Here is a 19,754-nt window from a genome sequence, read left to right as displayed (position 1 = left end):
ATTGTGGATATGCTTTTCTTAAGCCGGCTCTAAAATGTTTTCAGCCGCATTTCTCAGAAAAGTAGGGATAATCACCGCTTCCGTAAGCATGATTTTATCGGGGTCGTCGAGCCTGTCAATCATCTCTTCATATTTCTCGGCGCCATATTCCTTAATAACGGCAAGCATTTTTTCTTCTTGTTTAAAGTACCTCATCATCCCTTCTGAATCAGCTTCAGGATGAAACTGTGTACCGAAAACTTCGTCAGAAAACCTGATAGCCATAATAGCACGCTCCAAAGGCACATATGGTCTTATTTTTTCAAGACACAGTACTTTTGCACCAAACGCGCTGATTTTCTCCCAATCAGGCTGTATCAACTGATAGTCTCTTGAATCAACGGCATAAAAAACCTCGGGTAATTTGCTGAATAATGGTTCGCTTTCTCCCTCTTCGGTACGGTGCATGGGCATTACACCAAATGAGGTTGATCGCCGCTTGCAAACACTGCCAAAGCCTAAATGATGGCTCGCTACCTGGAAAGAATGACATATCAGAAAAAGATATTTCTTTACTTCGTTTGTTTCGTTATAAGCAAAAATACCGTCGATGAAATCAGTAAATTTTTTCTCCCAGGCATGTCCTTCCGGAAGTGGATTCCCAGGTCCACCGGTTGAGATGAAAATCTGATACTCGTTTATATCCAGCACCTCGTTTTTCTGACGTACATCAAAAATATCGTATCGACCGCCAATACCTTCTTGCGCCAAAAACTGGTCACACAACATTTTAATACAACGCATGCCCTCATTGGGTCGACCGTCGTACATATCTAAAATCGCAATCTTCATTGTAATAAGGGGCTCATGATTAGTATCATAAGGCTTATGTTTAGTAAAAAATAACACAAATTTAATAAAATCTGTTGAATGAAGGTTAAATTAACCCTGAATAGAAGCAAAATCCTGCAAGTGCTTGTTATCGCATTTGCAGGATTTGTACTCTTGGTGATTATAACAAATTTTTACGCCTGGTTCGTTCAAATATTACAAACCTACTTTTGTTTCAGAAACAATGTAGTCAACCACGCTTTTCAGACTCTGTGTTTGTTCAAACACATTTAATTGTCTATCGGCTCCGGTACCCATTTTAATAATTTCGTGTATGTATTCCACCTCTTTTCTGCTGCCGAGTTCATCGAGCACATCGTCAACAAATTCCATCAGTTCTTCTGCCAGATGCGTATAGGGTACTTCAATTTCTTTTCCGAAGTCAATCAGATTACCCGAAATACCATATCTGGCGGCTCTCCATTTATTTTCGCTGATGAGCATCCGGTGATAGGGTCTGAAACTCAGATTCTGTTGATGCAACTTATGAATTTTAGCTACAATAGCCTGCATCAAAGCAGCTAAACAGATGGTTTCATCTGCCCTCATGGGTATGTCACAGATACGGAACTCGATCGTCGGATAAAACGGATGCAGGCGGATATCCCACCAGACTTTCTTCCCGTTGTCGATGCAATTGGTTTTAATCAGCAGATTAACGTAGTTATCGTATTCTGCCACGCTAGAAAAATAATCGGGGATACCCGTTCTGGGGAATTTATCGAATACTTTAGAACGATATGATTTAAAACCTGTGTTACGCCCACACCAGAAAGGAGAATTGGTTGACAGCGCATAGATATGCGGCAGGAAATACCGGGCCGTATTCAGAATCTGCATGCCTTCTTCTCGATTCGGAATACCCACGTGTACATGCAAACCGAAAATCAGGTTCGACCTTGCCACATCCCGCATGTCATCAATCAGTTTTTCATACCTTTCGTTGGGAGTAATCAGCTGTTTTTGCCAGTCCGAAAAAGGGTGCGTTCCTGCTGCCGCTATATGCAGATTCTGCTTGGCAGCCAGATCAAAAAGCATACGGCGCAGATAAGTAACTTCCTCACGGGCCTGTTGAATATTTTCGCACACACTCGAAATCATCTCTACCACTGCCTGGTGCATTTCCTGCTTGATTCTCTCTTGCAGAATAACCTGGCCACCCTCTACAATTTTCGCCATGTGTGAACGGAGCTCACGGGTTTTGGGATCAATAGTCTGAAATTCTTCCTCAATCCCTAGTGTAAATTGCGACATAATTTTCTTAGTTCAGGGTGTAAAAGTGGATACAGCTTAGATTTGGCGGGTAATGGTATTCATTACCCGCCAATATAGAAATTATTTTTTCTTCGCCGGGGCTTTTTTTGCAGGTTCTTCTTTTTTCGATGCCGCTTTAGGAGTAGCTACTGCCTTTTTGGCTGGTGCAGCTTTTTTCTCTGCAACGGCTGGTTGTGTATTGGCTACCGGCAAACCTCCATTGTTACTCAATACCGACTCGCGGGTGAAAGTGCCCCATGTGCAGTTGTTTTTACCATCCTGCTGCTCTACGGCTCTTTCAATGGCCATTTTAGCTGCATTTTTCACAATCCACTCGAAGTTTTCATTGCCTACCGAATTTATATCTGCATCCGGAGCCGGATTACAGAAGTCGATCGCGTACGGAATACCGTCACGAACGGCAAACTCTACTGTGTTGAAGTCGTAACCTAAAGCATGGTTGAGTTTCAATACATAATCGGTAATGGTTGCCATTAGTTTTTTATGCTCTTCGCCTTGTGTTTTAGGTTGGGTAGCATAACGCAAATGGTGCGGATTACGCGGTTCGTAAGGCATAATGTGCACGTACTTACCATTGAGGCAGTAGCAACGATAATAGTCAGTAAACTGGATTTCTTCCTGTAGCAACATGACCAGCTGGCCTGTTTCTTCATGTTTTTGCCAAAGGTCGTTCGCGTCATAAACTTTGTAAACGCTTTTCCAGCCGCCACCTGCATGAGGCTTCATATAGGCCGGGAAACCAATCTGACCAAACATATATTCCCAATCCATCGGGAACTTCAGGTTGCGGAATGATCTGTCCGTCGTATCCGTCGGTCTTTCTTTAGATGGAAGCAGAACGGTTTTAGGCACCGGAACACCCAGTTTCACGGCCAGGCAATTGTTGAAAAATTTCTCGTCGGCGCTCCACCAGAATGGGTTATTGATTACGGCCGTTCCGCAAAGGGCCGCGTTTTTCAGATATGCTCTGTAAAAAGGCACATCCTGAGAAATTCTGTCGATGATTACGGCGTAGTCAGTTGCTACACTCTGTTCAACCTTATCAATCTGTACAGGTTCGGCAATAATACCAGCCGGAGCAGTTCTGTTTACTTCATCAATAAATGCCCACGGAAAAGTATCTTCCATTCCAAAAAGGATTCCTATTTTTTTCATATACGAGTCTTATTAATTTTTGCTTTATTTTCTATTCGTTTTTGTTTATTCTTCGTTGAGGTGCTGCTATAGTTGACCTGTCAGCATTTTGCCTACGTATTCGGGAAACATGGCACGCCATAGGGGCCAGTCGTGCGAGGCCCATTTTTTCTCGTCATACCAATGGTCAATGCCTTTGGAAGCCAGAATCTGCGACATATTTACGTTATCTCCCTTGCAGATGTCCCAGTCTGAAGTACCCAGTACAATTTTCATGTGATTGTACTTCCAGCCTTCCTGGTTCTGCATATAATCGACCGGGTTATTGAAATATACGTTGTCGTCATAATATCCTTTCATGAAACTCCTGATATCAAAAGCACCGCTCATGCTGAAGCAATAATCAACCAGGTCGGGATATTTAAGGGCAAAGTTGGTGCTATGAAAACCACCGAAACTGCAACCTGCCACAGCTATGCGATGCACACCGCATTCGCGTTGAATAGCCGGAACGAGCTCTTCCTTAATAAATCTGGTATAAAGGTTATAGTTGTAGATTTTCACTCCGGGCGACAGGTCACGGCCATAAAAACTCTGGAAATCGATGCTATCTACATTGTATAATTTTACTCTTCCGTCATTAACAAAGTGAGCAATAGATTGGTTAAGACCAAAGTCACGATTTTGAAGATAGTTGCCCATCGAAGTAGGGAACATCAGAATAGGGTACCCCCAATGACCACTCACCAGCAAATCGATGTCTCTACCCAGAAAATGAGAAAAGAACTTAAGGTGTCGTTCATCCATAGAATTTTGTGTGCTTAAAAGTTTTTAGTTTTGATGCAGTTTATTGAACTAATGAGACAATTGTTATACAAAATTCGTAGATATATTGTTAATGTTAAAAGATTCAACCAAATAAAATTTCGACTATACGTAAGTATGAATGTCGGACATAATTTAAAATTTTGAGAATAATACAATCAATAAAATAAAATATTGTTTTACCGTATTTTAGTGTTTTCGCGTGTTGAATTTGTATTTTTGTCCGAATAAACCATTTGTGTGAAATATTAGTCGAATTTACGCAATGAAACAAATGATTTTGAGAAAATTTGTTCTTTCGGCATGGCTAATATTCATGGCATCAGTCTTTTGTCTTTTAAAACCTATTTACAAGTGCAGCTCATTTCAATAAAGAAAAAACTTAAGTTCCGCTCAGAATACCTAAACAGAGACGTTATTTACGATATCATTCTGCCTCTTCATTATTCATCAGCTCAGGCTCCCTACAAGGTCTTATTCATGAACGACGGCCAGGATATGGAGGCTCTGCAATTGGAACAGATACTTGAAACACTTTATGCAAACAATAAAATAGAACCTTTTGTTTTGGTTGCTGTACATGCCAATCATAACCGGCTCAGAGAATATGGTACGTCTGCCATGCCCGACTACAAAAACAGAGGTAACCTTGCTCTGAAATACGAGCAGTTTATAACCGTAGAGTTTTTGCCTTACGTTCAGCATACATTTCACACCTCTGCAAACAGAGAAGATAATTACTTCTGCGGGTTTTCGCTGGGCGGGCTTTCAGCCATGGATATTACCTGGAGCAACCCACAGTTTTTTTCAAAAGTCGGCGCTTTCAGCGGTTCGTTCTGGTGGAGAAAAAGAGCCTATGAAGAAGGATATGATGACTATAACGATAGAATTATGCATGGGCTGGTAAGAAATGGAACGCATCATGCCGGGCAGAAATTCTGGTTTGAATGCGGTACAAACGATGAAACCGACGATCGAAATAATAATGGCATTATTGATTCAATTGAAGATACACTTGACCTGATTGCAGAATTAGAAAACCAAGGGTATCAAAAAACAGTTGATATTACATATTACGAAATAAAAGGTGGAGAACATAACCCCAAAACATGGAGCGAAGCCATGCCGGTTTTTCTGGAATGGCTGGTTGGAAAATAAAACAACTTACAGGCGATTGAAAACTTATACCATATGTTAAGATTAACGCTCATTACTATTTTCTTTTTTGTGTGCCATGCAATACAGGCGGGGGGTATCAGGGGAATAGTAGCAGATACCAGGGGTGAACGGCTGGCTTTTACGTCTGTGATAGTAAAGGGGCAAAACTCCGGCACTATGGCCAATGCAGAAGGAGAATACCTGCTGAATCTTAAACCCGGTACTTATGAGATAAATTTTCAGTTTTTAGGATATAAAACTGTTACCAGACGGGTGGTTATAGCCAATGATTACATTGTTCTGAACATCAGAATGGAAGAGCAAACCATTGTGCTGAAAGAGGCAAGCGTGAGTTCGAAAGAAGAAGACGCTGCCTATACCATTATGCGTAAAGCTATAGCCAAAAGCAGGATTCATCAAAAACAGGTAGTGAGTTATCAGGCCAGTGCTTATGTTAAAAATTCTATCCTGCTGAACAAAATTCCACTGATTCTGAAAAAAGATTTCAACAAACAGAACATAAAAGAGGGTATCCCTTTTTTGTCAGAATCGATAATGGAAATTGTGTTTACACAACCCCATTCAAAATTTACCAAAGTTTTGGGTCAAAAGAGTACTTTCAGCAATATTTCTATCTCTGACGGCTTCTACCTTTTTGATTTCTATGACCCCGGCACCGAGCGTATTTCCCCCTTGTCACCACTGGCGTTCAGATATTATAAATTTGAATATGAGGGCTTTTTTGAAGACCGCGGGTTGATTATAAATAAAATCAGAATTATACCGAAGTCGTACGGTGAAGGGGTGTGGCAGGGTACAATTTATATTATTGACGATTACTGGAGCATTCATAGCATTAATGCCGAAACCATTGAGAACGGTCTGAATCTGAAATTAAGCCAGTATTACGGCCCCATTGAAAAAGTCTGGTTGCCTATTAACCAGCGGATAGATTTCTGGGGTAAACTGCTAGGCTTTGATTTTGAAATTAAAGCGCAGTTGAACGCGGCTTACTCGTCTGTAAAGACGAATCCTGCCTTTATAGAAGAAATAAAACTGATTGATGAAACTAGAGAAGGGAAGGTGCAGGAGACTATATCAAAACAATCGGTCAAATCATCTGGAGCAGAAGATTTACTGAAAGATCAGAAGGTGTTTTCGCTGAAGAATCTTCAGAAAATAATGAAGGAGTACGAAAAAGAAAAAAAGGCGCGTACGAAGGCAAATAGAGAAGAGGCCAATGTAGTAAGCCGGGAAATGCTTATCATAGACCCCGCTGCACGTACCAAAGACTCTGCTTTCTGGAATTCGATGCGGAAAATACCTTTAACAACCGAAGAAAAAAGAAGCTATTATTATGGAGACAGCATTAAAGTAGCGCACGTGGTTAACCGGGATAGTCTGAAAAGAGACTCGCTGAAAAAATCGTGGAGATATTTCCTGTTGAATTATGATTTCAAACTGAAAAACGGCAAGTATCTGCACTTTGAACCTCCTTATGTGCCTTTTGTAGGGCTCAATTATAATTCAGTAGAGGGTATAGTGTCTGACTTAGGCCTTGGTTATAAAAATCATACAACATTTGGCCCTAAGCCCAGATTTCGATACAATATTTTTGGTAATCTGAGGTATGCTTTTCAGGAAAAGGCTGTGCGAGGCAGGATAGGAGCGGAAGTGGAACAGGGTACGTCGAAACTCTCATTAGGTGCGGGTAAGTATATTTCGCAGTTTGACCCCAATAGCCTTATTTTCGAATGGATGAATTCTGTTACTACGCTTTTCAACGAACAGAACTTCATAAAAATCTATGATAAAAAATACGTAAACCTGGGTTACAGTTACAATCAGGATGCCCGATTGACTTTTTCGACCAATGTTGAATTAACCGAAAGGTCTCCGCTTGAAAACCTGGAAAAAATCTACACCATAAAAGATTTCCGGAAAAATGCTTTCTCAACCAATAATCCGCCGAATATGGAGTTGGGAGATGCCACCTTTGAACAGCACAAAGCATTCATCTGGTATAATCAGGTAAAATGGACGCCGTCGTCAAAGGTAATAATCAGAAATGGTGTCAGAAAATACCTTACCGGCGGGGCTCCCATCATTACTCTGACGTATAAAAAAGGAATGCTCGATGCCGACTTTGATTATTTAAGTCTGAATGTGAAACAGAATGTCAACACCGGTTTATGGGGAAAACTAGACTATATGATTGAAGCAGGAGATTTTTTTAATAACAGTAAGATTTATCTCATGGACTTAAAGCATATCAACAATAGCTACCTCAATGCTTTACAAACAGGTTTGTTTGCGCGGTACAGATTAGTAGATACCCGCATGCCTGTACCCGGAGAAGAAGGAGTTAATTACATTAATCCGTATAAGTTCAGTACCAAGGGTGCATACCTGCAGGGCCATGTGATTAACGAGTTTAAAAAACTGCTTTTAACTCAACTGCCGCTGGTACGTATGCATGGGCTGAAAGAGGATATCTTTGTCAATTATCTGAATTCCCCGGTTCTGAAAAATTATATTGAGATAGGCTATGGCATTGACGGCATTATGAAAGCCCTGCGACTGGAAGCAGTCATGAGTTTTGAAAAAGGGAAATATCAAAGAGCGGGGATTAAATTAGGTGTAACGATGTAGCGTAATTCTTGTTTTATTATTACCTTTGCTCAACTTATATCCATTATTTCTGTGACGGATTTTTTCAATAAACAACTGCAGTTTCCGCGGGTTGCGAATGCTTTTTTATCTAAAAATGAGGTGGTGCGAATGCTGTTGATATCCAAGGCAATAGACACCAACAATTTCGACCTTTTTCTGAGAGTTTTTAAACATGAACAAAAGCTTGAAGTCTGGGCAAAAAACAAAAACCAGAGTGCATTTATTTTATTGAAAAGTTACAATTTTTGTAAGTCATCAGGTACACCCGGCCCAAAGCGGCAATCTGGCGATTTACAGATACCTGAGGGCGTTTATCAGGTTACGAACCTGAACCCGCAAAGTGCCTATCACCTTTCATTAAGAATCGACTATCCTAATTCATCAGACCTGTTTTTTGCCGATAAGGATAATCCCGGCAATGATATCTACATTCATGGAGGTTGTGTTTCAAAGGGATGCATAGCCATAGGAGACGATAGTATAGAAGAACTATTTCTGCTTGTGGCTAAGGTTAAAAGTACGGGTGGAGTAGTTAACGTACATATATTCCCGTGTGATTTGAACAGTGAAAATTACATCAGGCTAAAGACTGAATACGCTGATAATGAACTCTTAATAAATTTCTGGACAAATCTTAAACATATATATGACGCTTACGAACAAAGCAGAAGCCTGGCAGTTATATATATCAATAACCTGGGAGAATACCAGATGAAAAAATAGGGTACACTAAAAGAAGATTAATAATACAAAGAGGTGTTCAAACATAAGAATACAAGTTCTAGTAAATGCATAACTTTATGAAAAGTAATCTACTTAAATCCAAACAACGTTTATGGCCGTTACTGGTCTTTTCATTTCTATTTTCATATCAATCTTTTTGCCAGATTTCGGTTCTAAAGTTCCCTACCAATAACCAGATATTGCAAAGAGATGATAACGATGAGGCTACGATTTCGGTTGATATAGAAGTTGCCTCTACACAGCGGGGAAGGTTTGAATTTAAAATATGGCAGGAAGACAAAATTCATTTCGAAAGCGCACTTAATCTTTCCGGAGAAACGGAGGTGAAATTTTCGTCGAAAATTAAAGCCGGTGCCTACAACTATAATGTAAAATTATACATTGACGGACAGGAAATCAGAAAGGCCGACAGGGTTGTAGCAGGTGATATCTATTTATTTTATGGACAATCGAATGCCATGGGATACAATGGTGTCGACACTTACATGCCATCAAGAAATACCTTTTTGCGTTATCATGTCATGAATAATTTTGAGGGCAATGATGGTGAGTGGCTGGTTCCATCCGAGACACCACGCTGGCCGGGCCTGGGTCTTTTTCCATTGGAACTGGAAAGAATACTTATTGAAAAACACAAGTATCCGGTAGGAATCGTAGTAACGGCAGTCGGTGGTGCCGATTTACGTACCCTTAATAACAGAAATGCATCTAATCCTTACGACTTAAGCACAAGTTATGGCAGAATGATGACTGAGGTGCGTAAAAGTGGTTCGATAGAACAAATTAAGTACCTGATATTCAGACAGGGTGAAAGTGATGCAACCTCGTATGAGTTATCTGTGGCTTATCCGGATCAGTTTAAGAAATTTATTAATAACATAAAGTCTGATTTCCCGGGCTTAAAGAAGATTTACAACTATCAGATAAATATTCTTACAACGGTAAATACCAAAGCAGCTTTTCTCAGAGAATTTCAACGAAATGCTGATGATGTTTCAGAACTGATTACCAATGTGAGTAGTACCGGCACCATTGGATATGATGGCCTGCATTATTCGTTTGGAGGTTATAGCCAGAATTCAGGCGAATTGGCCAGAATTCTGGATAAGGAAATTTATGGTAAAGAAGTATCTCCTGATGTTTATTCGCCAGATCTGAAAATGGCTTATTGGGAAAATGGCAAACTGGTGTTAGAGTTTAACAAAGACATGCAGATGAAATACCCGAATGACACAACCATTTATGAAAAAGTCTGGCGTATGAAAGATTATATATATATAGATGGAAAAAACGATGTGGTGAAGTCGGGGTATGGTGTTAAAAACAAAATTTATCTGGAAGTTACCCAAAAAGGAACATCAGTGACTTACCTGCCTTCTTATTATGGAGACCCGGTTGATATGTCGATTTTTTACAGAGGGCCTCACATGACAAATTCACTGGGTATGAGAGCCTTCAGTTTTGAGAATGTAACTATCGAAAAGAATCCTAATCTGGGTCCTCTCAGCTTAAGTATTGATAGTGGACAGAAATGCGTAGGTGCAGTAGACAAAGTACATTTTACTAATTACAAAGAAGATACTGAAACAGTTTTTAAGGCACAGTTGTCAGATGAAAATGGGGAATTTGTTTCGGCCAGAATAATTGGGGAAGGAAAAACGTCGCCGATTACCGTAACGATTCCGCAAGATGCGAAAGAGGGGACAGGTTATAAAATCCGACTGATGGCAGATGACCGGACAAATAATTTAACAACAGATAGTTTTGCAGTAAATCATAAAGCCTGGGTCAGGATTTCAACAAAAACGCCTGAAATAAACGAGGGTGAAGATGCCAATATCAGCCTGGAATTTACCGGCACGCCACCCTATGCTTTCCAGCTTTCAGATTCAAGCAGACATACCACAAACCAGCAAGGGTTAGAGTTATCAGTAAAACCCACGGATGATGTGAGCTACGTTGTTGCTTCAATTAAAAACATTTGCGGAGTGGGCACGGCAGAAGGGAAAGCGGAAATTACAGTAATCAAAATTGTATTGTCTGATGAACCCACAGGTCCGAACCTTATCCGTGTTTTTCCGAATCCTGTTACCGACTACTTAATGATCAATGTTAATACCACCGCAAGAGCTGAGTTCAGATTATTTGATATGAAAGGAAGGCTCATTTCGGAGTCTGGTTTTAACGAAAACTTGAAAGTATCAACTAATAATCTGACAAAGGGTACCTACATTTATCGTATTAAATGCGGTAAATCTGTAAATTCGGGTAAGATTATCATTCAATAACTCTTTATTTTTTCAGTTGTTTCAGGCCATTTTATAAAATAGCCCAAAATAACTATCTTTGGCACACGTACATGCACTGCATTTCAATGCATGGCACCAGCGTAACCCTGGCAAAAGGTTGGTATAGCCTTTTGTAATAGCTTTAAACTACATGCTTCTATTTTATCAGCCCAATATTGCTCAGAATCATTTTCTTGATGCCGACGACTCACGACATTGTGTGAAAGTCCTCCGGAAAACACCGCAAGATATTATTCATGTGGTTGACGGAGCAGGAGGGTTGTACGAATGCGAAATAACCAAGGCTCACGAAAAAAAATGTGAACTGAGGATTATCACAGAGCAGAAGGATTTTCAAAAAAGAGACCATTATCTGCATATAGCTATTGCACCTACCAAAAATGCCGACCGCCTAGAATGGTTTATTGAGAAGTGTGTTGAAATAGGAATCGATGAAATTTCGTTAATACTCACAAAGCACTCAGAACGCAGGCAGCAAAAGACAGAACGGCTGGAAAAAATTGCGGTGTCGGCCATGAAACAATCGTTAAAAGCCTATTTACCCAAAATTAACGAATTAATGCCTTTTGATAAGTTTCTAAAAACGGTGCAGCAGGAGCAGAGGTTTCTGGCGCATCTTGCAGAGGGATCAGAACCTCTGGTGGATTTGCTGAAACCAAAAACGGCCCATTGTATTCTGATAGGGCCGGAAGGAGATTTTTCAACAGATGAGATCGAACTGGCACGGCAGGAAAACTTTGTGTGGGTTACTTTGGGTAACGCCAGGTTAAGAACTGAAACCGCAGGTATTGTGGCATGCACACTGAGCAATCATATTATTTAACAGAGATTGAACGACTATGAATCGTATCCTTAAAAATATTGTATTACTTACTATTGGTTTCTTTTGTAGTTTCGGAAGTATACATGCGCAGCAACCCACGCTAAAAATTGCGAAACTGAGATATGGGGGCGGTGGAGACTGGTACGCCAATAAAACGTCTTTACCTAACTTAATCAGGTTCTGTAATCAGAATCTGAAAATGAACCTGTATCCGGAAGAAGACATTGTGGAGGTAGGCAGCGGAGATATTTTTCAGTATCCGTTCATACACATGACCGGCCACGGCAATGTAGTTTTTACCGATGCCGAAGTGCAAAACCTTCGCAAATACCTTATTTCGGGAGGTTTTTTGCATATAGATGACAATTACGGGTTGAATAAGTTCATCAGACGGGAAATGAAAAAGGTTTTCCCTGAATTGGAATTCATTGAATTGCCGTTTTCTCATCCGATCTATCAGCAGAAATACAAATTCCCGAACGGCTTACCTAAAGTACACGAACACGACAATCTTCCACCGCAAGGCTATGGGCTTATCTGGCAAGGCAGGCTGATTTCGTTCTTTAGTTTTGAGTGTGACCTCGGCAATGGCTGGGAAGACCAGAGTGTATACCATGACCCGGAGGAACTCCGCCTCAAAGCGCTACAAATGGGGGCTAATCTGGTGCAATATGCATTTACCAGCTTCTGAAAAGCCTAATTGTACAATTCGTAGGACTAGACTTGGACATTTTGAAGAACTTTTGTGTTTCTTTTGCAACAAGGTAACATTATGCTGCAATTTACCGTTTAACGGTTATATTTGTATTTTAATCTAATTCTTTAACAATAAAAATGGTTGTCGCACTTTCGTTTTTTTTCGGGCATTGGTATTTGTCTTTATTTAGTCAGACCTTCTTTTTGCATAGATATTCAGCTCATAAAATGTTTACGATGAATAAGTTCTGGGAAAGGTTCTTTTATTTCCTGACTTATGTATCACAAGGGTCTTCTTATCTTAATCCTCGTTCGTATGCTATTCTGCATCGCATGCACCATGCTTACAGCGATACTGAAAGAGATCCGCATTCACCGCATCATACTGAAAATGTATTTACCATGATGTGGAAAACCAAAGAGATTTACAATGCGCTGCTTCATTATAAATATAAAATTGAAGAGCGTTTCGAGAAAGATTTACCAGAGTGGGGGATTATCGATAAAATCGGGGACAACTGGATTTCAAGAGTATGCTGGGGAGTAAGTTATGTACTGTTCTACACCATTGGTTTTTTCTATTTTGACATTCACTGGGGATTCTTTTTCCTGTTGCCGATTCACTTTTTGATGGGGCCTATCCACGGGGCTATCGTTAATTGGAGTGGCCATAAGTACGGATATCAGAATTTTGATAACAAAGACGAATCTAAAAACTCGTTGTTTTTTGACTTTCTTATGTTGGGCGAATTGTTTCAGAATAACCACCACAAACACCCGATGTCAACCAATTTCGGTAAAAAATGGTATGAAATTGACCCGACGTATCCGGTTATTAAATTCCTGACCTGGACAAAGATTATCAAGCCTAAACGGGCAAAATAACATAGCTTACAAACAAAAAGATTTGACAACTATAACCAAAGGGTTAGCATTGTCAAATCTTTTTTTATGCGTTTTCCTCACCAATTACTGAGGATTATTTTTTTCTTCTTCATCCACGTGTCGTTTCAGGCTTCTGCAGGTACTCTCCAATATCTCAATCATTTTCTTGTCGCCTGTTGCATCACTTAACATTTGTGCTACATTTCCTACAATATCAATGGCAAAGTGTTTCATTTCGTCTGTTGCCATGTCTTTTGTCCATAGGTTAATACCTAGCAGACCTTTATGGTAATGATCCCATACACTGATGGAAATGGCCTTTGATTCATTGATTCCTTCGTTCGGATTTTCGGTAGCATCCCAGAAAATCTTTTCAGGGATTCTCGTTGTGTCAAGCTCGATAGTAAAATTAATCTCTGATTTCTTCATTCAATTTAAGAGTAAATAAGATAATATTTTAAAAATTGATTTTCCGGACAGAAAGTTCAAAATCGGCGGAAAAACTGATAATTCTCTTGTCTCGCCCAGAAAGTCATCTGAATAAATGTAACTTTTCAATGAAAAAATTTCATTAACATGAGTGTACATGAGAGGAAAATTAGAGATTATGAGTACCTTTGATACAAGAAATGACCTGAACACACTAATGATTTTCCTCTTTCGGCTACCCAGTATTTCTTGTTTAATCGTTTATCATTTATTTGCCTTTGCTCAGAAGATCAACCGTCAGGCAGACATTCCCGGATTATTATGTGAATGAGGTTTAAGAAGTTTTTAGATAATAATGATATGATGCAAAGAGTTGCCTTAAAAATGAAGCTACACCCCGGACAAACCGAGGAATACAAACGCCGGCATGATGAACTCTGGCCGGAAATGAAAATACTATTGAAAGGCATAGGTGTAGAAGATTATGCCATTTTTCTGGACGAAGAAACGAATATCTTGTTTGCTTCGCTTAAAATAGAGAATCCTGAGCTTTTAGATACTCTGCCTGAAACACCAACCATTAAACGCTGGTGGGCCTATATGGCAGATATTATGGAGACTAATCCGGACAATTCACCCGTTTCGAAACCATTAAAAGAAGTCTTTTACTTACCCTAATCAACACTACATAATATGAATGCAATTCTTGGTATAATTTTTCACTTCATAGGGGGCTTTGCTTCCGGCAGTTTTTACATTCCTTATAAAAATATAAAACAATGGTCGTGGGAAAGTGGCTGGATCATAGGAGGGGTGGCCTCATGGATTATAGCGCCGTGGCTTTTCGGGTTCATCACTGTGCAGGATTTAATACCCAGTATTCAATCGGCAGATAGTGAGACTATCTTCTATACTGTGTTATTTGGTGTGCTTTGGGGTTTTGGGGGACTTACCTATGGGCTTACCATGCGTTACCTGGGGGTATCGCTAGGTGTGGCGGTGGCTCTGGGATTCTGCGCTGCTTTTGGTACACTTATTCCGCCTATTTATGAAGGACGTTTCGGCGAATTGATTTCTACCAGTTCTGGACAGATTACTTTGGCCGGCGTAGTGCTTTGTGTTGTGGGGATATTTGTTTGCGGTAAGGCCGGAATGATGAAAGAAAAAGAATTGGATACCGCCAGCAAGCAGGCAACTGTGAAAGAATTTAACCTGAAAAAAGGATTGTTTGTGGGTACCTTCTGCGGTGTGATGAGCGCCTGTTTTGCTTTCGGACTGGCAGCGGGAGCACCTATAGCAGCACAAGCAGAAGCTAACGGAACCGACCCACTGTTTAAAAATAATGCCATTTTGCCTGTACTGTTAATAGGTGGTTTTGCTACTAATTTTATCTGGTGCATGATACTGAATTTCAGAAATAAATCATTCGGAGACTATACCAATAACAGTACTCCGTTAAAGCCTAATTATCTGTGGGCTATGCTGGCAGGTGTAACCTGGTATTTCCAGTTCTTTTTCTATGGTATGGGGCAATCAAAACTAGGTAAATCATTAGATTTTGCCTCATGGACACTCCACATGGCCTTCATTATTCTGGTAGGTACCTTATGGGGATTGTTCTATAAAGAGTGGAAAGGCGCCAGCAGTGCTACCATGCGGGTTTTGTATCTGGGCTTATTCATTATTATTCTTTCGTCGGCCTTTATCGGAATGGGAAGCTATTTCGTCCATTAAACTAATTTACAGATGTTAAAATTTTTCAGACCGATTGCTTTGGTTATGGCAATCGGAGGATCGTGTTTTGCACAGCAGCAGGCGCCGGCCTCAACCTTACACTCAGATGCTTTGCATACAGCAAAGCCCGATTACCCTACCTTATATGGTACAACCAGTCCTGAGGATATCGTGACGGTTATGAACCGTGTCAGAAATTACCTCGAAAGGGTTACTCCGATGCAGGTAGTAGACAAAAATACGAATGCAGCTATAAAAGACTACTCGAAAATAGATAATAACTCCATTGTTTTGAAAGGAGATTTCAGCCTGACCAGCTATGAATGGGGAGTAACTTATGAGGCCATGCTGTTGGCAGGTGAAGTAACCGGCGATACCGCTTTTACAAACTATACCACCCGCAGGTTCCAGTTTCTGGCAGAGGTAGTACCGTATTTCAGAGAAGTGTATAAAACTAATAAACAGACATCGCTGAAACAAATAATAGACCCGCACGCACTTGATGATTGCGGAGCCATGTGTGCAGCCATGATCAGAGCAACGAAAAGCGGAGCTGTGAAAACCAATTTGCGGCCTATTATTGACAATTATATCAATTACATTGTCAATAAAGAATTCCGCCTGAAAGACGGTACCCTTGCTCGTAACCGTCCGCTGCCAAATACCTTATGGCTGGATGATATGTTTATGGGTGTGCCCGCCATTGCACAAATGGGTAGCCTGACCGGCGACAAAAAGTATTATGATGAAGCGGTGAAGCAGGTATTACTATTTTCGAAACGAATGTTTAATAAGGATTTAGGCTTATACATGCACGGTTGGGTACAGGAAATGGAAACGCATCCGGAGTTTCATTGGGCAAGGGCAAACGGCTGGGCTATTCTGACAATGGTTGAGCTGCTGGAAGTACTACCTGAGAGACATCCCGGTAGAATATCAGTACTGAACCAACTGAAAGCTCATGCCAAAGGGTTGGCTGCTCAGCAGTCGGGTACCGGGTTCTGGCATCAGTTGCTAGAGCGTAACGATTCTTATCTGGAAACATCGGCCACCGCCATTTATACACACAGCATTGCCAAAGCCATTAACAGAGGCTGGCTGGATGCCACTACCTACGGCCCGATGGCCTTATTGGGTTGGAATGCAGTCGCCACGAAAGTAAATGAAAAAGGACAGGTAGAAGGTACTTGCGTGGGAACCGGAATGGGCTTCGACCCTGCTTTTTACTATTATCGTCCGGTAAATGTATATGCCGCGCATGGCTATGGCCCGGTGTTACTGGCAGGAGCAGAGATGATTAAATTAATAAAGAATAAGAGATTCGCGCTGAATGACAGTGCGGTGATGTTTAGCAAGTGAAACTTATTTGAATCTTATTTTTACTATTATGATAATAAATCTTTCAGCATTTTTCAGATATTGTCCTATTATTAGTATTTCGTTCGTCATGTAAGAAAATTTCAAATAAATAATCAGATGACCTTACCTAACATTTTTACAGAACCCGTTGCAACACAGGTTATTAGCCGGATTAACCAACTACAACCGGTAACTACTCCACAATGGGGTAAAATGACTGTAGACCAGATGCTGGCACATTGTAGCGTAGCATATGAAATGGTTTATGAAGATAAACATCCCAAACCAGGATTGCTTATGAAGGTTATGCTGAAACTCTTTGTTAAACCGGGTACTACGAACGTGAAACCTTACAAACGTAATTCGCCTACGGCACCAGCTTTTATTATAAAAGACCGGAGAGATTTTGAAGTTGAAAAAAAAAGGCTGGTAGCGTACATTAGCAAGACACAGCAGTTAGGAGAAGAGTACTTCAATAATAAAGTTTCTGATTCATTTGGTGTACTGACAAAAGAAGAATGGAATAATTTGTTTTATAAGCATGTAGACCACCATTTGACTCAGTTTGGTGTGTAATATTTAATAGCCGTAACACCACACTTACTAAGTTGAATACAATTTAGAAGAACTTAATCACAGCCATTATTTTCAAATACCCCTCCTCGCTGTCGGGGAGGGGTATGGCCTTTCTTCAATTATATCGCCCCAAATACTTTCTTCAACAAATCGGTTGTTCTTTCCAATGGGTTTTCTCTGATTTTCGCTTCTTCTTTTTCAACTAACAGAAACAAACCGTCGATGGCTTTTTGCGTGGCATACGCATTCAAATCCGGGTTTACTTTTTTCACCAGTGGCAATCTGTTATAGGTAGTTGCCAGTTCTGTATAGTATTTTGTGGCCTGTGTTTTTTGCAAGGCATTTTGCACAACCGGAGCGAATTTGGCAATCAATTGCTCAGAGGTAGTACGTTTCAGGTACTCGGTGGCTGCGTTCTTTTCACCCTTTAATATTCCCCAGGCATCAGTAATGGTCATGCTTGTGATGGCGTTAATAAAGATGGGTTTGGCTTCTTTAGCCGCTTCTTCGGCACCGCGGTTCAGCGCTACAATAAATTTATCTACTTCGCCACCCAATCCTGCTCTTCTTAATGCGGTTTCTACTCTTTCTACTTCAGGCGGAAAAGGAATTTTAATTGTGGGATTCAGATAATAACCGTTTAATCTTGATGCACTGTCTGCTCCTTTGTTAATACCTACCTGCAGCGCTTGTTTCAAACCTGCCACCACTTCCTGGGTACTAAGTGCTCCGCTTCCCTGCACTTGTTTGTTTACTTCATTCAACACTTTACCCAGATTTAGTTTCTGCCCTGCGCAGCCCTGCATGCCCAAAAGACTAATAATCAACGACAGAATAAGTAATCTTCTCATTTTCGACTAATTTTAAATGGATTTTTATAATTAATAATTGTCTTACTAACGAATGAACCCTGAAAATTGTATTTTTGTGCAAATTAAGTTTTATTCACGCATTCAGGTATAACAAAACGAATAAACATATCAATGAGACCGATTTTAGCTGAAGTTGTAACCATAGGTGACGAAATTCTGTATGGACAGATTACTGATACGAATACCCAATGGATGAGCACAGAACTAGATAAAATCGGTATTAAGACCGTCAGGAAGTCGTCAGTAGGAGATCAGGAAGATAAGATTCTTGAAATACTGGAAGAAGCAGGAAACAGAGCAGACATTATTTTGCTAACAGGTGGCTTAGGGCCGACTAAAGATGATATAACTAAAAAGACGCTCTGTAAATATTTTGAAGATGAATTGATCATCAACGAAGATGCACTGGCGTTTGTTACTGATTTTTTTAATAAAAGGGGTAGGCCATTGACTGAAATCAACCGTCAGCAAGCATTGGTTCCGAGCAGGTGTACTTATCTAGCCAATAAAACAGGTACTGCGCCGGGCATGTGGTTTGAGAAAAAAGCAGGAGGGGAAAGGGGCAGAATTTTTGTTTCGATGCCGGGTGTACCACACGAAATGAAATACCTGATAACGAATGAGGTGATTCCGAGATTGAAGAAATACTTTGAAACACCGGTAATATATCATAAGATGATTCGTACAATAGGTATTGGTGAATCATTGCTGGCCGAGAAAATTGAAAAGTGGGAAGATAATCTGCCTGCGCATATCAAACTGGCATATCTGCCCAGCTTTGGCCAGGTGCGTTTACGATTAACAGGCATAGGAGAAAATGAGGAAATTCTGAAACAAGAAGTGCAGCAGGAAGTTGATAAAGTATTACCTTTAATCCGTTCGTTTGTTTTTGGTTTTGACGATGATGACATCGAAGCTGCCATTGGGAATTTACTCAAAAGCAAAGGAAAAACGGTATCAGCTGCTGAAAGTTGCACGGGTGGGTTCGTCTCGCATATGTTTACCAGAGTACCGGGCAGCTCAGCCTATTTTATGGGAAGTGTAGTAAGCTACGACAACTCTGCAAAAATGAATGTGCTGGGTGTAAAATCCGAAACAATGGATGCACACGGCGCTGTAAGCGAAGAAACCGTTACACAAATGGCAGAAGGCGTAAGAGCGCTCATGAAGACCGATTATGCCATTGCTACCAGTGGTGTAGCCGGGCCGGACGGTGGCACACCCGAAAAACCGGTAGGAACACTCTGGATAGCCTGTGCCATGGAGGGCAAAACGGTAGCGCGTAAAATTCAAATGTCGAACCAACGGGAAACGAATATTAATTATGGCAGTGTAGTGGCCCTGAATTTACTACGAAAAATGCTGATCGGCGACTACGAATCTTAATCTGAC

Annotated in this window: 18 protein-coding genes; 12 read left to right on the top strand and 6 right to left on the bottom strand. The window is 40.6% G+C overall.

Features of this window, described 5'->3' with window-relative positions; all coding sequences use genetic code 11:
- Positions 1 to 18 precede the first annotated feature (18 nt).
- From AC1RRY_RS21290 to AC1RRY_RS21275, 4 genes are all read right to left on the bottom strand, one after another.
- Complete coding sequence (locus tag AC1RRY_RS21290) at positions 19 to 831, bottom strand: type 1 glutamine amidotransferase (RefSeq protein WP_492823258.1); 813 nt, start codon at positions 829 to 831, stop codon at positions 19 to 21.
- A 195-nt stretch (positions 832 to 1,026) separates the two neighbouring features.
- A complete protein-coding gene (locus tag AC1RRY_RS21285; RefSeq protein ID WP_492823260.1) occupies positions 1,027 to 2,124 on the bottom strand; it encodes a carboxylate-amine ligase in 1,098 nt (365 codons plus the stop codon).
- An 81-nt stretch (positions 2,125 to 2,205) separates the two neighbouring features.
- Positions 2,206 to 3,300 carry an ATP-grasp domain-containing protein gene (locus tag AC1RRY_RS21280; RefSeq protein ID WP_492823262.1) on the bottom strand — a complete coding sequence of 365 codons (1,095 nt, stop codon included), beginning with the start codon at positions 3,298 to 3,300 and terminating at the stop codon, positions 2,206 to 2,208.
- A gap of 66 nt (positions 3,301 to 3,366) precedes the next feature.
- Positions 3,367 to 4,086, bottom strand: a complete 720-nt coding sequence (locus tag AC1RRY_RS21275) for an esterase family protein (RefSeq protein WP_492823264.1) — start codon at positions 4,084 to 4,086, stop codon at positions 3,367 to 3,369.
- A gap of 321 nt (positions 4,087 to 4,407) precedes the next feature.
- Here AC1RRY_RS21275 and AC1RRY_RS21270 point away from each other — a divergent pair, with 321 nt between their 5' ends.
- The 7 genes from AC1RRY_RS21270 (at position 4,408) to AC1RRY_RS21240 (ending at position 13,392) form a co-directional block, all read left to right on the top strand.
- Positions 4,408 to 5,262: an alpha/beta hydrolase gene (locus tag AC1RRY_RS21270; RefSeq protein WP_492823266.1), complete on the top strand. Its 855-nt coding sequence runs from the start codon at positions 4,408 to 4,410 to the stop codon at positions 5,260 to 5,262.
- Positions 5,263 to 5,295: 33 nt separating this feature from the next.
- The gene (locus tag AC1RRY_RS21265; protein ID WP_492823268.1) at positions 5,296 to 7,914 is read left to right on the top strand and encodes a DUF5686 and carboxypeptidase regulatory-like domain-containing protein; all 2,619 of its coding nucleotides are present in this window, start codon (positions 5,296 to 5,298) and stop codon (positions 7,912 to 7,914) included.
- 51 nt (positions 7,915 to 7,965) lie between these two features.
- Positions 7,966 to 8,658 carry a L,D-transpeptidase family protein gene (locus AC1RRY_RS21260; RefSeq protein ID WP_492823270.1) on the top strand — a complete coding sequence of 231 codons (693 nt, stop codon included), beginning with the start codon at positions 7,966 to 7,968 and terminating at the stop codon, positions 8,656 to 8,658.
- Positions 8,659 to 8,735: 77 nt separating this feature from the next.
- A complete protein-coding gene (locus tag AC1RRY_RS21255; RefSeq protein WP_492823272.1) occupies positions 8,736 to 10,967 on the top strand; it encodes a sialate O-acetylesterase in 2,232 nt (743 codons plus the stop codon).
- A gap of 151 nt (positions 10,968 to 11,118) precedes the next feature.
- Entirely contained in the window at positions 11,119 to 11,811 is a 693-nt protein-coding gene (locus tag AC1RRY_RS21250) for a 16S rRNA (uracil(1498)-N(3))-methyltransferase (protein WP_492823274.1), read from the top strand.
- A 16-nt stretch (positions 11,812 to 11,827) separates the two neighbouring features.
- Positions 11,828 to 12,502, top strand: a complete 675-nt coding sequence (locus AC1RRY_RS21245; RefSeq protein WP_492823276.1) for a DUF4159 domain-containing protein — start codon at positions 11,828 to 11,830, stop codon at positions 12,500 to 12,502.
- A 143-nt stretch (positions 12,503 to 12,645) separates the two neighbouring features.
- Complete coding sequence (locus tag AC1RRY_RS21240; protein ID WP_492823278.1) at positions 12,646 to 13,392, top strand: acyl-CoA desaturase; 747 nt, start codon at positions 12,646 to 12,648, stop codon at positions 13,390 to 13,392.
- A gap of 84 nt (positions 13,393 to 13,476) precedes the next feature.
- On the opposite strand, the gene gldC is transcribed toward AC1RRY_RS21240, so the two are convergent.
- Positions 13,477 to 13,821: a gliding motility protein GldC gene (gene gldC / locus AC1RRY_RS21235; RefSeq protein ID WP_492823280.1), complete on the bottom strand. Its 345-nt coding sequence runs from the start codon at positions 13,819 to 13,821 to the stop codon at positions 13,477 to 13,479.
- A 360-nt stretch (positions 13,822 to 14,181) separates the two neighbouring features.
- Between gldC and rhaM the strand changes: the two genes are divergently transcribed.
- The 4 genes from rhaM to AC1RRY_RS21215 all read left to right on the top strand — a co-directional run bounded on the left by rhaM (position 14,182) and on the right by AC1RRY_RS21215 (position 17,490).
- The gene (gene rhaM / locus AC1RRY_RS21230) at positions 14,182 to 14,499 is read left to right on the top strand and encodes an L-rhamnose mutarotase (protein ID WP_492823282.1); all 318 of its coding nucleotides are present in this window, start codon (positions 14,182 to 14,184) and stop codon (positions 14,497 to 14,499) included.
- Between the two features lie 15 nt (positions 14,500 to 14,514).
- Entirely contained in the window at positions 14,515 to 15,555 is a 1,041-nt protein-coding gene (rhaT, locus tag AC1RRY_RS21225) for an L-rhamnose/proton symporter RhaT (protein ID WP_492823284.1), read from the top strand.
- 12 nt (positions 15,556 to 15,567) lie between these two features.
- The gene (locus AC1RRY_RS21220; RefSeq protein WP_492823286.1) at positions 15,568 to 16,914 is read left to right on the top strand and encodes a glycoside hydrolase family 88/105 protein; all 1,347 of its coding nucleotides are present in this window, start codon (positions 15,568 to 15,570) and stop codon (positions 16,912 to 16,914) included.
- Between the two features lie 117 nt (positions 16,915 to 17,031).
- On the top strand, positions 17,032 to 17,490 hold the full coding sequence (locus AC1RRY_RS21215) for a DUF1569 domain-containing protein (protein WP_492823288.1): 459 nt from the start codon (positions 17,032 to 17,034) through the stop codon (positions 17,488 to 17,490).
- 119 nt (positions 17,491 to 17,609) lie between these two features.
- Here AC1RRY_RS21215 and AC1RRY_RS21210 read toward each other — a convergent pair whose 3' ends face one another.
- The gene (locus AC1RRY_RS21210) at positions 17,610 to 18,341 is read right to left on the bottom strand and encodes a DUF4197 domain-containing protein (RefSeq protein WP_492823290.1); all 732 of its coding nucleotides are present in this window, start codon (positions 18,339 to 18,341) and stop codon (positions 17,610 to 17,612) included.
- Between the two features lie 132 nt (positions 18,342 to 18,473).
- On the opposite strand from AC1RRY_RS21210, the gene AC1RRY_RS21205 reads away from it, so the two are divergent.
- Entirely contained in the window at positions 18,474 to 19,748 is a 1,275-nt protein-coding gene (locus AC1RRY_RS21205; protein ID WP_492823292.1) for a competence/damage-inducible protein A, read from the top strand.
- Positions 19,749 to 19,754: the final 6 nt, after the last annotated feature.

The sequence above is a fragment of the Emticicia sp. GW821-FHT11C11 genome, assembly GCF_058808615.1.
The sequence above is the reverse complement of the archived record's forward strand: the minus strand, read 5'-3'. Positions and strand labels throughout refer to the sequence as shown.

Bases quoted from the DNA above. Each gene is read 5' to 3' on its own strand.
- AC1RRY_RS21275 (WP_492823264.1), bottom strand. From the start codon at position 4,086: ATGGATGAACGACACCTTAAGTTCTTTTCTCATTTTCTGGGTAGAGAC.
- AC1RRY_RS21270 (WP_492823266.1), top strand. From the start codon at position 4,408: ATGGCTAATATTCATGGCATCAGTCTTTTGTCTTTTAAAACCTATTTA.
- AC1RRY_RS21250 (WP_492823274.1), top strand. From the start codon at position 11,119: ATGCTTCTATTTTATCAGCCCAATATTGCTCAGAATCATTTTCTTGAT.
- AC1RRY_RS21205 (WP_492823292.1), top strand. From the start codon at position 18,474: ATGAGACCGATTTTAGCTGAAGTTGTAACCATAGGTGACGAAATTCTG.
- AC1RRY_RS21255 (WP_492823272.1), top strand. From the start codon at position 8,736: ATGAAAAGTAATCTACTTAAATCCAAACAACGTTTATGGCCGTTACTG.
- gldC (WP_492823280.1), bottom strand. From the start codon at position 13,821: ATGAAGAAATCAGAGATTAATTTTACTATCGAGCTTGACACAACGAGA.
- AC1RRY_RS21280 (WP_492823262.1), bottom strand. From the start codon at position 3,300: ATGAAAAAAATAGGAATCCTTTTTGGAATGGAAGATACTTTTCCGTGG.
- AC1RRY_RS21215 (WP_492823288.1), top strand. From the start codon at position 17,032: ATGACCTTACCTAACATTTTTACAGAACCCGTTGCAACACAGGTTATT.
- AC1RRY_RS21265 (WP_492823268.1), top strand. From the start codon at position 5,296: ATGTTAAGATTAACGCTCATTACTATTTTCTTTTTTGTGTGCCATGCA.
- AC1RRY_RS21285 (WP_492823260.1), bottom strand. From the start codon at position 2,124: ATGTCGCAATTTACACTAGGGATTGAGGAAGAATTTCAGACTATTGAT.
- AC1RRY_RS21245 (WP_492823276.1), top strand. From the start codon at position 11,828: ATGAATCGTATCCTTAAAAATATTGTATTACTTACTATTGGTTTCTTT.
- AC1RRY_RS21210 (WP_492823290.1), bottom strand. From the start codon at position 18,341: ATGAGAAGATTACTTATTCTGTCGTTGATTATTAGTCTTTTGGGCATG.
- AC1RRY_RS21240 (WP_492823278.1), top strand. From the start codon at position 12,646: ATGGTTGTCGCACTTTCGTTTTTTTTCGGGCATTGGTATTTGTCTTTA.
- rhaM (WP_492823282.1), top strand. From the start codon at position 14,182: ATGATGCAAAGAGTTGCCTTAAAAATGAAGCTACACCCCGGACAAACC.
- AC1RRY_RS21220 (WP_492823286.1), top strand. From the start codon at position 15,568: ATGTTAAAATTTTTCAGACCGATTGCTTTGGTTATGGCAATCGGAGGA.
- AC1RRY_RS21290 (WP_492823258.1), bottom strand. From the start codon at position 831: ATGAAGATTGCGATTTTAGATATGTACGACGGTCGACCCAATGAGGGC.
- rhaT (WP_492823284.1), top strand. From the start codon at position 14,515: ATGAATGCAATTCTTGGTATAATTTTTCACTTCATAGGGGGCTTTGCT.